Origin of the sequence: Ancylobacter sp., assembly GCF_965279025.1 — a bacterium.
In the GTDB taxonomy this organism is placed as follows: domain Bacteria; phylum Pseudomonadota; class Alphaproteobacteria; order Rhizobiales; family Xanthobacteraceae; genus Ancylobacter.
This window is the reverse complement of record NZ_OZ257132.1, coordinates 3302971-3314960: the sequence shown is the minus strand read 5'-3', so window position 1 is coordinate 3314960 and position 11990 is coordinate 3302971. Positions and strand designations below refer to the sequence as shown.

Genomic DNA, 11990 nt, shown 5'->3' with positions numbered 1-11990 from the left:
CAGACCGATTTTGCGCCATCCCGTCCCTTAGAAGGCTCAGAAATCAGCCGGATAGTAGGCGTTGACTTCCATGCCGACGCAGACTTCAACAATGCGGGGAGCAGTCCAGGCCATATCGTCCTCCTCGTTTATTCAATCTCTCTTTACTTCTTAAGAAGATCATAAGAGACTGAGTTGCTTTGCGGATAGTCGGCCGCACCAGTAATGTGATGATCGTTTCGCCGGACGTCAAGAACACCTGATCATTTTTCGCTCAGGTGCACATAATACCAGCGACTTCTCTACGTAATACATACGCTGTCAGCCGCTCACGATCCCGTGGCTTCAAGCATAAAGCCCCTCCCCCGCACCGTCACGATCAGATGCGCGCCGTCCGGAAGGGCCTCTGCCAGCTTGTGGCGGAGATAGCCGACATAGACGTCCACCACGTTGAGCGATGCGCCGCCATGCCCGGCCCAGAGCGCGGCAAAGATATCCGCACGCGACAGGGGCTCGCCGGGATGACGCATCAGCAGCGCCAGAAGTTCCACCTCGCGCTCGGTGAGCCGCACGCGCGTGCCGCCGAGCTGGGCCTGCCGCGTGTCGAGATCGAGCGACAGGTTGCCCACTTCCAGCGTGCGCGGCTCGCTGCCGGCATTGCTGCGGCGTAGCGCCTGCACCTTCACCCGGGCCAGCAATTCCTCGAACGCGAACGGCTTGACGATATAGTCGTCTGCCCCCGCCATCAGCCCCTCGGTGCGCTCGTTCACGCTGGAACGGGCGGAGAGCATGAGGATGGGGGCAGTCTGCCCGCCGGCCCGCAGCGCCTTGCACACCTCAATGCCGGAGCGCCCCGGCAGCATCACATCGAGGATGATCGCCCCCCACGGCTTGCCGTTGACCACCCGCAGCGCCGCCTCGCCATCCCCCACCAGCTCGACATCGTAGCTCTCCGAGGAAAAGCCGCGTCGCAGCAGGGAGCCGATGTCGGGATCGTCCTCCACGACCAGAATGTTCATTGGGCGGCCTCCAGTGTGATGTCTGGCACCGGCAACGGCAGGCGCACGGTGACGCAGGTGCCACGCCGCCGTCCGTCGACCCCGGTGCTGCTTTCTATGTCGATGCGGCCACCATGACGATCCACGATCCATTTCGCCAGAGCGAGGCCGATTCCGAAGCCGGTCCCCTCGCGTGTGCCCGCGCTGCCGCGCCAGAACCGTTCAAAGACATGCGGCAGTTCGTCGGGGGGAATGCCGGTGCCGTTGTCACGCACCCTGATCGCGATGGCGCCGTCTTCGCGCACCGCTTCCAGCCGCACCGTCTCGCCGGAAGGCGAATGGCGTACGGCGTTGGCGACCAGCCCGTCGAAGGTCTGGCGCAGCCATTCCCGGTCGGCATCGACCGCGAGGTCCTCGGCCGCCCCGCCCGCCTCCAGCACCAGCCCGCCCGCGCGCGCCACCGGGCTCATGCCCTCGCACACTTCGGTCAGCAAATGCGACACCAGGAACAGCGAGCGATCCAGTTCGATCTGGCCGCTCTCCGAGCGCGCGATGCGCAGCAAATCCTCGACCCGGCGGTGCAGCCGCCGGGCGCGTGACTGGATCACCAGCAGCGCGGCGCGCAAATCCTCCTCCCGCGGACGCTGCGGGCGCAGCGTGATCTCCACCTCGCCGAGGATGACGGTCAGCGGCGTGCGCAACTCGTGGCTGACATCAGTGAAGAATCGCCGGCGCGCCATGTCGACATTTTCCAGCCGCGTATTGGCGGCGCGCAGCTCCGCGGTGCGGGCGTCGACGATCTCCTGCAACTGCTTCTGCGCCGCCACCAGCCGTGCCTCGCGTCGCGCGAGATGCACCGCCATGCGGTTGAAGCGGGCCATGGCGAGACTCAGCTCGTCATGCCCCGTCACGTTGACACGGGTATCGGAGCGCCCGCGCGCGATCGCCGCTGCAGCGGCCGAAACATCGGAAACACGGTTCACCAGCGAGCGGCCGATTACATGATAGAGTGCCACAGCCAGAAGGCAGGCCAGCGTTACGCCGATCAGCCCCCAGCGTATGGTGCGCTCCCGCAGTTCGCGAACCTCGGTGTAGGCATCGAGGGCGGTGGTGCGCTCCTCTTCCATCGCCTGGCTGAGCGGCGCGCCGAAGCCGGCGGCGAACACATCCAGCGCCACGCGCGCGGCCGTCGCCGGCTCTTCCGAGGCCAGCGCCCGGTCGACCTGCCGGTCCAGCACGTCGAACTGCGCCCGCAGCCGGGCAATGGTGCGGCTGCGCGCGGCCATCAGCGTGCGCTGCTCCTCCCCCACCAGCCGGCCGACATAGGCAGCGAGCGCCTGCTCGAGCCGGGCGAAGGCCTCGCGCGTGCGATCGGCAGCCAGCACCCTTCCGGCGCGCATGGGCGTGCGCTCACTCCCCGGCTGTTCATGCCCGGCCTGAAGCGCCAGCAACGCGTAGTCGCCGATGCGGCCGGAAATGGTGGAGAGCATCTCCAGCCGGCTTTGCGCCGAGACCAGCCGGTCAAGCTGCGTGTTAGCCGCGCCGAGCGCCAGGACAAGCGCAAAGGTCGACGCCGCCGTAACCAGTACGGTGATCGAAAGAAGCAGCGCCATGCGCGCCCTGAGCGACGAGAACAAGCCACGCCCCATGCCGTCTCACCGGATTACGCCATCCCAAACGCGATGGCCTGCCGATGATTTCACGGACGCGTCGCCCGCGCACGCTGCGGTGCAACACATGGCACCCGCAAAAGCTCGGACGGCGCGGTCAGATCTCGCGACCGGCCGCTCCCGGCTGGGCGCAGCGCCACTTGAGCACCTTCCACTTGGGGTGCGTCTCGCGCCACTCGGCGATCACCGGCATCGCTCCGAGCATGCACTGCACCGGGGCGGGCGGCATTTCGATGCCGACGGAGACAGCTTCCTCGCGGCACGTGCCGGGGCTCGCGATGAGGCAGATCGACAGAATGAGCTCCATGTAAACTCCTGGTGGCGTGAGTTCGACGCCGTCCGAGCGTTTCCCAGTTCCGCTATTTGAGTCCATTACGCCGCACGCGGCAATTGGATCACCTTGTGATGCTGCAATGCAGCAAAAGGCAGGCCATGCGCATGACCGTTTGAAATGGGCATGCTCCGCAGGTCGACGGGACCACTCTCTCGCTGCCCACTCATCGCGGAACCATGCCGCATTTTTGGTCGTGCCGCCAGAAACCGCAGCCAGGTCCGCCGTCCTCCTCCGCGACAACAAAGCATTGGGCAAGCGTCGGCGCGAATGTCACACGGGTGAAGAATCCCTTGCGGATAAAGGCGAAGCGGGCCTAGTCTCTCATCGTAACGTGTCTGGTCGCGCTATCGGGCCAACCGGTTTGGTGTTCCAAACGCTGCAACAAAGATAGCCGGGACATCGGGGGACAATTCCCGTCCCTTCATGCAACCCCGTTCTGGGAGGAATAGATGGCCAAGATCAACAAGGTACTCATCGGCGAGTCGCTGGTGGGCGACGGCAACGAGGTCGCCCATATCGACCTCATCATCGGGCCGCGCGGCTCCGCGGCCGAGAGCGCCTTCCTCAATGCGCTGACCAACAACAAGGACGGCTTCACCTCGCTGCTCGCGGTGGTGACCCCGAACCTGCTCGCCAAGCCGAACACGATCCTGTTCAACAAGGTGACGATCAAGGACGCCCGCCAGGCCGTCCAGATGTTCGGCCCGGCCCAGTACGCGGTCGCCAAGGCCGTCGTCGACAGCGTCGCTGAAGGCGTGATCCCGGAAGAAGAAGCCGACGACCTCTTCATCTCGGTCGGCGTGTTCATCCACTGGGAAGCGGCGGACGACGCCAAGATCCAGCAGTTCAACTACGAAGCCACCAAGGAAGCGCTCAAGCGCGCCGTGGATGGTTCGCCGACGGTGAAGGAAGTTCTCGCTCAGGCCGCTTCGGCCAAGCATCCCTTCGCCGCTTAGATCGGAAGCAACCCTGGGCAGACAACAGCTCCGCCCGCGGCCCAGTATCCGAAGGGCCTGCTCCAGCGGTTGGCGGCGATATTCCTGAACAAGTGACGGCGCTTTGCCGGCGTCACTTGCGCCACGGAGGCGGCGGGTTCCGCCGTCTCCCGCCGACGCAGAACATTTGGCCCGGGGCGTCACCGCTCCGGGCCTTTTTCATTGCGCGTCGTCGTGTTGGGTACGGCTAATCCGGCGCGGCAGCGGTGCCGAGAAGGCGGCGCACTTCGTCTATATGGCCGGCGCTCGCCCGCTCGGCCGGCGTCAGGGCGAGCGGCATGTCGCGGGCTATGCGCACCGGCGCGCCTTCCAGCACCACGATGCGGCTCGCCAGTTCCACGGCTTCGCGGCGGTCATGGGTGACGAACAGCACGGTGGCCGGCCGCCGCGCGAGAAGCCGCCGCAGCAGGTCGCGCAGCCGCGCCGCGCCGGTCTCGTCCAGCGACACGAAGGGCTCGTCCATCAGCAGCACGTCCGGATCGATCGCGAAGGCCCGCGCCAGCGCCACGCGCCGCTGCTGGCCGAGCGACAGCCGCTCGGGATAGGCCTCGGCAAGCTCGGCCAACCCGACCTCGCCGAGCATGTCGCGCGCCCGCCGGCGCCCCCCCTCGCCCGCCGGCAGCGGCAGAGCCACATTGTCCAGCACGCTGCGCCAGGGCAGCAGGCGCGGGTTCTGGAAGGCATAGGCCACGCGTGGTGACGTCGCGTCGAAGCGCACATGGCCGCGATAGTCGCGGTCGAGCCCGGCCACGATGTTGAGCAGCGTGGTCTTGCCGATGCCGGATTCGCCGAGCAAGGCCACGAACTCCCCGGCGCCGACATCGAGACGAAACGCGCGAAATATCTCCCGCGCCGGTCCCCCGGCTTGCGCGGGGTAGCGCTTCTCATCGATGGCGATGGTGATCGCGCTCATCGCCGCCACCGGTTGGCCCGCCGCTCCCAGGGCTGGAGGACGCCGAGCTCGATGACCTGCACTACCGCCGTGAACGCCAGCGCATAGGCCAGAATGCCGGCGACATCGAAAAGCTGAAAGGCGGTCTGCAGTTCGAAGCCGACGCCGTTGGAGCGCCCGAGCAATTCGACAACCAGCACGATCTTCCAGGTCAGCGCCAGGCCGGAACGGGCGCTGGCGGCGAAGAACGGCACGAGCTGCGGCAGGGTGACATGGCGCAACGCCCGCAGGCGCGGCAGGCGGTAGACCTGCGCCATCTCGTCGAGATCGCGCGACAACGCCACCGCGCCCTCGCGCATCGTCACCGCAACATTGGGAATCTTGTTGATCGCCACCGCCGTGATCGCCGCCACCTCGGTAAGGCCGAACCAGACATAGCAGAGGATGATGACCACGAGCGCCGGCAGGTTCAGCAGCACGATCACCCACGGCCCGAACAGTTCGTTCAGCGCCACCGAGCGCCCGAGCACGATGCCGATGGCCGAGCCAAGCGTCATCGCGATCAGGAAACTCGCCGCCACCCGCGCCAGGGTGATTGCGATGCTCTCCGGCATCACGCCGCTGCGGGTCGCCCGCACCATCGCCTCGAGCACCGCCGGCGGACCGGGCAGCAGCCGCGACTGCGCCCACAGCGCCGCCAATTGCCAGAACAGCAGCAGAGCCAGCAGCGAGGCAGCAGTCAGCAGCAGGCGCTTGGAGGTCGACACCGCGTCACTCGCCGACCGGGCCGAACAGCGACCGATCAAACCCCGGATTTGGCCCGACCAGTTCCGGTCCGCCGATCTGCGCCAGCACCTCGTAGAGCTTGCCGCAAGAAACCCGCTCGGCCTCGCCGAAGCTGCCGGGAATGCCGGCCCGGTAATAGTCGCGCAGCCGGGCGAATTCGGCATCGTCGGCCGCCTGCATCAGCGGGCGGATACGCTCCCACGCGGCGCCGCTGGTGGCGAGGACGCGATTCGCTCCTGCGGCCGCGCGCAGGAAGGCGGCGATCGCCGCGCCACGCTCCGCCATCGCCGCATTGCGCCAGACAAAGCCGACCAGCGGGGGCACGGGAGCGATGCCGAGCCCGGTGATCATCTCGCTGACATCCATGAGCCGGGCAAAGCCCCGCGCATCCAGCCGTGCGGCATAGGGCCAGAAAGTCAGCACCGCATCGACCCGGCCCAGCGGCAACTGCTCGCTCACCAAAGGCGGGGCGCCATAGACCGGCTCGGCGGCGCTGGCGAGGTCGACGCCGATCTTCGCTTTTGAGTAGGCGCGCAGCAGCAGCCAGCTCTTGTCGAGCGTGCCGCCGGCGACGCCGATCCGTCGCCCGCGCAGATCATCGAGTTTTTTCACCGGCCCATCCGCCGCCACCATCAGCGCGCCCAGCGCGTTGGAAAACGGCGCGAAGCGCATGCGCTCACCGTCATTGCTGCGGCGCAGGGCCCACAGCCAGTCGCTGACGATGAGATCGACATCGCCGGCCTGCAGCGCCACGGTGGTCGCCTGCCCACTGGCGAAATCGACGCTCTCCAGCGCCAGCCCTTCCCGCGTGTCGAGCCCCTCGGCACGGATCGTCTCCACCAGCCAGTTGAGCGTACCGAATTTCAGCGTGCCCACCCGCAGCCCGAGCGGCGGCCCGCCCTGCGCACGGGCGAGCGACGGCACGGCGAGAAGCGCAGCGGCTCCCGCGAGGAGCGTGCGGCGGGACGGCAGGACGAGAGCGCCGGCACGTGTCATGGAGCGGCCTTTCCGGTCAGCGGCGGATCGAGCAGCCGGTTTCGTACCAGATAGGAGATGCCGCGCAGCCAGGATTCATCCGTGTTGTTGCGGATATCGGCACTGCCCGCCCGCAGCACCTGCCCGGTCGCCACGTCGCGCAGCTGGAAATTGATGTTGAGGATGAGGTTGGACACCTTCTGCACCAGCCCGATTACCTCGATCTGCGCGCCGAGGTCGCGGGCGATTTCAAGCTCGCAGCCATTGCAGTTCCGGAACGGAGTCGCCTCGTCGATGCGGGCATCCTGCGGCGCGAGGTCGACGATCTCATAGCCCGCCTCCTTCAGCCGCTGGCGCATGTCGTCGGTGATGAGGTTGAGCCGATGCACCTCGTCCGGCTTGGGACCGCGAATATCGAACTCGCCGCTGGTGTCGAGCAGTTCGAACTCGAATACCGCCACACGGGTTGCCGCGTGGGCTTCGGTGCCCAAGCCCGCAACCGCAAGCGCCATGAACGCGATAGCCATGAGGGGAACGGCAAGAGCGCGGCCGATGAGGGTTGGCACTGTCATGGCGTTTTCACTCTCTGGTGGCGACTTCTTCCCGACGCCGGCCAATCATATCGTCAAGAAGTCCTGCTGCAACCTACCGGGAAAAAGTTCCCGATTTTAATATTTGAGCTATGCTTCCAGTAACGTGAGCGTTAGATGTTCTTATTAGTTTCTTATGCTCGCAATTTTATTGAATGCTTGATTTTGTTTGCGTAGAGTTTTCCCTAAGGCGAACGAGAAAAGTTCCGAGGACTTTGTCCCGGACGAACAAGCCGCGGGATGGAAAGGCCAATGACGAGGATGGCAAGCGCCGTCGGCGCGACGCTTATTGCGATGGCATGCGCGTCCTTCCCCGCAAGGGCGCAGGACTCCAACGGCACTGCCCCGGCACCCCAGACTTCGCCGGCGCCCCCGTTGGCGGCCAAGCCGGCGGCGGTGATCGGGCCGGAACAGACCTTCCTCATCGGCGTGGTGCGCCAGATGCCGGAGCCTCCGCCATGGATCGCCCCGTTGCAGATGCCGCCCGAGGACCTCGGCATTGCCGGCGCCGAGCTCGGCATCCGGGACAATCTCACCAGCGGCCGATTCCTCAAGCTCGACTACAAGCTCACCAGCGAGATCGTGCCGACGGATGGCGACCCGCTGCCGGCGGTGCAGAAGCTGGTCGACGCCGGCAACCGATTCATTCTTCTGGACGTGCCGCCGGACGCGCTGCTGAAGATCGCGGACACCTACAAGGACCGCGACATCGTCTTCATCAATGTCGGCGCCACCGATGATCGGCTGCGGCAGCAGGATTGTCGCGCCAACGTGTTCCACATCGCGCCGAGCCGGTCGATGCTGACCGACGCGCTCGCCCAGTTCCTCGTTACCAAGCGCTGGCAGAACTGGTTCCTGATGGTCGGGCGCACCGACAATGACAAGCTCTATGCCGAGGCGGTGCGGCGTTCGGCCAAGAAGTTCGGCGGCAAGATCGTCGCGGAGAAGACCTGGGATTACGGCCCCGACGCACGCGCCACCGCCCAGTCGGAGGTGCCGCGCGGAACGCAGGTCGGTGATTATGACCTGCTGATCGTCGCCGATGAACTCGGCGAATTCGGCGATATCCTGCCCTACAACACCTGGCTGTCGCGCCCCATTGCCGGCACGCAGGGCCTGATGGCGCTCTCCTGGCACCCGACCATGGAGAACTGGGGCGCCTCGCAATTGCAGAGCCGCTTCTTCAAGCAGTCCAAGCGCATGATGCTGCCGCTGGACTTCCAGATGTGGCAGGGCGTGTTCGCCGTCGGCTCCGCCAGCCTCAAGACGCGCAATAGCGCCCCGGCCAAGATCGAGGCGCAGATGCTGGCGCCCGATTACGACCTCCCGGTGTTCAAGGGCGTCGCCGCGACCTTCCGCGACTGGGACCACCAGCTGCGCCAGCCGATCCTGCTGACTCACGCCACCAACACCGTCACGCTCTCGCCGCAGGCGGGGTTCCTGCACCAGAGCTCGCCGCTCGACACGCTTGGTTTCGACCGCCCCGAATCTCTCTGCAAACTTAAATAAAATCAAATGATTGCCTGGAGGAAACGATGAAACGACAGATCCTGCTGTCCACCAGCCTAGCGACCCTCGCGGGACTTATGCTGGTAGACGCACTGCCGGCGCAGGCCAGTCCGCGGGCCTTCGTCACCAACGAGCGCGACCACACGATGAGTGTCGTCGACATGACCACGCTCAAGGTCATCGACACCATCAAGACCGGCCGGCGCCCGCGGGGCATCATCGCCAGCCCGGATGGCAAGCTGATCTATGTCTGCGCTTCCGACGACAATCGCGTCGAGGTCTATGACGCCGCCACGCTGAAGCTGGTGAAGACGCTGCGCTCGGGGCCGGACCCGGAGCTGTTCGTGCTCCATCCCTCGGGGAACCCGCTCTACATCGCCAACGAAGACGACAACATGGTCACGGTGGTGAATGTCGAGAACAACGACCTGATCGCCGAGATACCCGTCGGCGTCGAGCCGGAGGGCATGGGCATCAGCCCCGACGGCAAGTACATGGTCAACACGTCCGAGACGACCAATATGGCGCATGTGGTCGACACCTCGAACAACGAGATCATCGAGAACATCCTCGTCGATTCCCGTCCGCGCATCGCCCAGTTCTCCGATGACGGCAAGCAGCTCTGGATCTCGTCCGAGGTCGGCGGCACGGTGGCGGTAGTCGACCCCGCGACCTGGAAGATCATCAAGAAGATCTCCTTCAAGATCCCCGGCGTGGCCGACGATGCCATCCAGCCGGTCGGCGTGCGCATCACCAAGGACGGCTCTAAGGCCTTTGTCGCGCTTGGCCCGGCCAACCGCGTCGCGGTGATCGATGCCAAGACGCTCGAGGTCGAGAAGTACCTGCTGGTGGGCCAGCGGGTCTGGCAGCTCGGCTTCACGCCGGACCAGAAGTTCCTGCTCTCCACCAACGGCAACTCGAACGACATCTCGGTGATCGACGTGGCGAACGAGAAGGTCACCAAATCGGTCACCGTCGGCCGCCTACCCTGGGGCGTGGTCGTGGTGCCGTGACGTTCGCCATCAACACGCATCAAGTATCAAGCAATTTCGGGAGGAATAACCCATGAACCTGCGCCGCCAGACAACCCTCGCCCTCACCTTCGCCGCGGCGCTCGTCGCTTCCGGTGCCGCCCATGCGGCGGGCGACCTCACACTGAAGCCGACCGAGCTGAAGACGCTGACCGTCGGTCTCGGGGATGCCGGCTACGGCGTCTCGGAGAAGACCTACAACCTCGAAACCGGCAAGGCGTACAGCCTCGAGCTCAAGTCCACCGGCAAGAAGGAATGCGCCTGGCAGGCGCCGGGCTTCTTCCAGAGCATCTTCCTGCGCAAGGTCGAGGTCGAGGAGGTCGAGATCAAGGCCATCGCGCTCACCGAGATCGAGTTCGAGCAGGATGGCGAAGCCGAGCTTTTCTTCGTGCCCATCAAGCCCGGCACCTATGCCTGGTACTGCAAGGGCATGGAAGAGCGCGGTATGAAGGGCGAATTCATCGTCAAGTGAGCGCACCTCCACGCTGATTTCCTGTACTCCTCGTGAACACTGTCCCCGGCTAATCCCCGGGGACTTTTCTTCTCTCGACCCGGGAGATGCCATGACGGCCCGGACCGGCGACACCCCTCCCCCGCATGTGGCCGACGGCAGCGTTCCGGCGCTGGACGTTCGCGGCGTCAGCCATGCCTTCGGCGCGCGCAAGGCGCTCGACGCTGTCAGCCTCGATGTCCCCTCGGGAAGTTTCACCGCTCTGCTCGGCCCGAACGGCGCCGGCAAGACGACGCTTTTTTCGCTGGTCACCCGCCTCTATGACAACCGCAGCGGCGCCATCCATGTGCTGGGCTCGGACGTTCGCCGCCAGCCTGCTGCCGCGCTGAGCCGGCTGGGCGTGGTGTTCCAGGCACGAACGCTCGACCTTGAGCTCACCGTCCTCGACAACCTGCTCTACCACGCCACGCTGCACGGCATCGGCTTCGCCGCCGGCCGCCGGCGCGCGCTGGAGCTGCTCGAACAGGACGGCCTCGCCGACCGCGCACGCGACAAGGTGCGCAACCTCTCCGGCGGGCAGATGCGGCGGATCGAAATCGTCCGCGCCCTCATGCACCGCCCGCGCCTGCTGCTGCTCGACGAGCCCACCGTCGGGCTCGACATCGCCTCCCGCGCGGCGCTCGTCGCCCTGGTTCGGTCGCTGGTCGTCCAGGAGGGGATCGGCGTCTTGTGGGCGACCCATATCATCGAGGAAATTGGCCCCGGGGACCGCATCGTGGTGCTGCACCGCGGGCGCATCCGCGCCAGTGGCACCTATGAGGAGTTGCTGGCGCAATCGGGCCGGGACGATCTCTCCGCCGCCTTCCTCCAGCTGGTCGGCTATGCCGGCGAGGTCGCGGCATGAGCCAGCCTTCCGCTCAGCACCCCGGCGCCCCGCCCCCGGCCGGCTTCCGCCTGCCGCCGTCGGGCTATCTCGTCGTCCTCGTCGGCATTTGCTGGCGCGAGGGCCTGCGCTTCCTCAACCAGCGCGGTCGCTTCCTTTCGGCGCTGGTGCGCCCGCTGGTGTGGCTGTTCATCTTTGCGGCCGGATTTCGCTCTGTTCTCGGCGTCTCGATCATCCCGCCCTACGAGACCTATGTGCTCTACGAGGTCTATGTAACACCCGGCTTGGTGGCGATGATCCAGCTTTTCAATGGGCTCCAGTCCTCGCTCTCCATGGTTTATGACCGCGAGGTCGGCGCCATGCGCATCCTGCTGGTGAGCCCCTATCCGCGTTGGTATCTGCTGGTCTGCAAGCTGGTTGCCGGCATCTGCGTGTCGCTGCTGCAGGTCTATGCCTTCCTCGCCGTCGCCTGGTTCTGGGAGGTGGAGCTGCCGCCGATCGGCTATTTCACCGTGATCCCCGCGCTGATGCTCTGCGGCTTGATGCTGGGAGCCATGGGCCTGCTGATGTCCTCGCTGTTCCGGCAGATGGAGAACTTCGCCAGCGTGATGAACTTCGTCATCTTCCCGATGTTCTTCGCGTCTTCGGCGCTCTATCCGCTCTGGCGGGTGCAGGAGAGCAGCCTGACGCTGTGGTGGATCTGTACGTTCAACCCCTTCACCTATGCTGTCGAGTTGATCCGCTTCGCCCTCTACGGCCAGTTCGCGCCTTTCGCGGCGCTGGTGGTCGCGGGCTGCGCGCTGGTGTTTCTCGCCGCCTCGATCCTGGCGTATGATCCCTCCGCTGGCGTCATGGCCCGCCGCGGCGGGCCGGAGAATGCGAAATGAGCCGGCACTG

At 65.8% G+C, this 11990-nt stretch carries 14 protein-coding genes; 6 read left to right on the top strand and 8 right to left on the bottom strand.

The features are described from left to right. Nucleotides 1-36: 36 nt before the first annotated feature. From pqqA to ACQY76_RS15280, 4 genes are all read right to left on the bottom strand, one after another. On the bottom strand, nucleotides 37-114 hold the full coding sequence (gene pqqA / locus ACQY76_RS15295; RefSeq protein ID WP_081620376.1) for a pyrroloquinoline quinone precursor peptide PqqA: 78 nt from the start codon (nucleotides 112-114) through the stop codon (nucleotides 37-39). A 194-nt stretch (nucleotides 115-308) separates the two neighbouring features. Continuing rightward, nucleotides 309-998, bottom strand: a complete 690-nt coding sequence (locus ACQY76_RS15290) for a response regulator transcription factor (protein WP_428029590.1) — start codon at nucleotides 996-998, stop codon at nucleotides 309-311. Continuing rightward, the gene (locus ACQY76_RS15285) at nucleotides 995-2590 is read right to left on the bottom strand and encodes a sensor histidine kinase (protein ID WP_428029589.1); all 1596 of its coding nucleotides are present in this window, start codon (nucleotides 2588-2590) and stop codon (nucleotides 995-997) included. Before ACQY76_RS15285 ends, ACQY76_RS15290 begins: the two co-directional genes overlap by 4 nt. 154 nt (nucleotides 2591-2744) lie before the next feature. Next, complete coding sequence (locus tag ACQY76_RS15280) at nucleotides 2745-2954, bottom strand: hypothetical protein (protein ID WP_428029588.1); 210 nt, start codon at nucleotides 2952-2954, stop codon at nucleotides 2745-2747. Between the two features lie 476 nt (nucleotides 2955-3430). Here ACQY76_RS15280 and fae point away from each other — a divergent pair, with 476 nt between their 5' ends. Next, nucleotides 3431-3937, top strand: coding sequence for a formaldehyde-activating enzyme (gene fae / locus ACQY76_RS15275; RefSeq protein WP_428029587.1), 507 nt, complete (start codon nucleotides 3431-3433; stop codon nucleotides 3935-3937). Between the two features lie 226 nt (nucleotides 3938-4163). On the opposite strand, the gene ACQY76_RS15270 is transcribed toward fae, so the two are convergent. The 4 genes from ACQY76_RS15270 to ACQY76_RS15255 are packed head-to-tail and all read right to left on the bottom strand — an operon-like array spanning nucleotide 4164 to nucleotide 7201. Next, nucleotides 4164-4889, bottom strand: a complete 726-nt coding sequence (locus ACQY76_RS15270) for an ABC transporter ATP-binding protein (RefSeq protein ID WP_428029586.1) — start codon at nucleotides 4887-4889, stop codon at nucleotides 4164-4166. Then, nucleotides 4886-5635: an ABC transporter permease gene (locus ACQY76_RS15265; RefSeq protein WP_428029585.1), complete on the bottom strand. Its 750-nt coding sequence runs from the start codon at nucleotides 5633-5635 to the stop codon at nucleotides 4886-4888. The genes ACQY76_RS15270 and ACQY76_RS15265 overlap by 4 nt, the downstream gene beginning before the upstream one ends. A 4-nt stretch (nucleotides 5636-5639) precedes the next feature. Beyond that, complete coding sequence (locus tag ACQY76_RS15260) at nucleotides 5640-6650, bottom strand: ABC transporter substrate-binding protein (protein ID WP_428029584.1); 1011 nt, start codon at nucleotides 6648-6650, stop codon at nucleotides 5640-5642. Further along, the gene (locus ACQY76_RS15255) at nucleotides 6647-7201 is read right to left on the bottom strand and encodes a DUF3280 domain-containing protein (RefSeq protein WP_428029583.1); all 555 of its coding nucleotides are present in this window, start codon (nucleotides 7199-7201) and stop codon (nucleotides 6647-6649) included. The genes ACQY76_RS15260 and ACQY76_RS15255 overlap by 4 nt, the downstream gene beginning before the upstream one ends. Nucleotides 7202-7594: 393 nt before the next feature. On the opposite strand from ACQY76_RS15255, the gene ACQY76_RS15250 reads away from it, so the two are divergent. The 5 genes from ACQY76_RS15250 to ACQY76_RS15230 all read left to right on the top strand — a co-directional run bounded on the left by ACQY76_RS15250 (nucleotide 7595) and on the right by ACQY76_RS15230 (nucleotide 11980). Beyond that, nucleotides 7595-8728, top strand: coding sequence for an ABC transporter substrate-binding protein (locus ACQY76_RS15250; RefSeq protein WP_428029582.1), 1134 nt, complete (start codon nucleotides 7595-7597; stop codon nucleotides 8726-8728). Between the two features lie 26 nt (nucleotides 8729-8754). Beyond that, nucleotides 8755-9741, top strand: coding sequence for a PQQ-dependent catabolism-associated beta-propeller protein (locus ACQY76_RS15245; RefSeq protein ID WP_428029581.1), 987 nt, complete (start codon nucleotides 8755-8757; stop codon nucleotides 9739-9741). Between the two features lie 52 nt (nucleotides 9742-9793). Continuing rightward, a complete protein-coding gene (locus ACQY76_RS15240; protein ID WP_428029580.1) occupies nucleotides 9794-10231 on the top strand; it encodes a copper-binding protein in 438 nt (145 codons plus the stop codon). 91 nt (nucleotides 10232-10322) lie between these two features. Continuing rightward, nucleotides 10323-11114 carry an ABC transporter ATP-binding protein gene (locus ACQY76_RS15235; protein ID WP_428029579.1) on the top strand — a complete coding sequence of 264 codons (792 nt, stop codon included), beginning with the start codon at nucleotides 10323-10325 and terminating at the stop codon, nucleotides 11112-11114. Then, complete coding sequence (locus ACQY76_RS15230; RefSeq protein WP_428029578.1) at nucleotides 11111-11980, top strand: ABC transporter permease; 870 nt, start codon at nucleotides 11111-11113, stop codon at nucleotides 11978-11980. Before ACQY76_RS15235 ends, ACQY76_RS15230 begins: the two co-directional genes overlap by 4 nt. The last annotated feature ends 10 nt before the right edge of the window (nucleotides 11981-11990 follow it).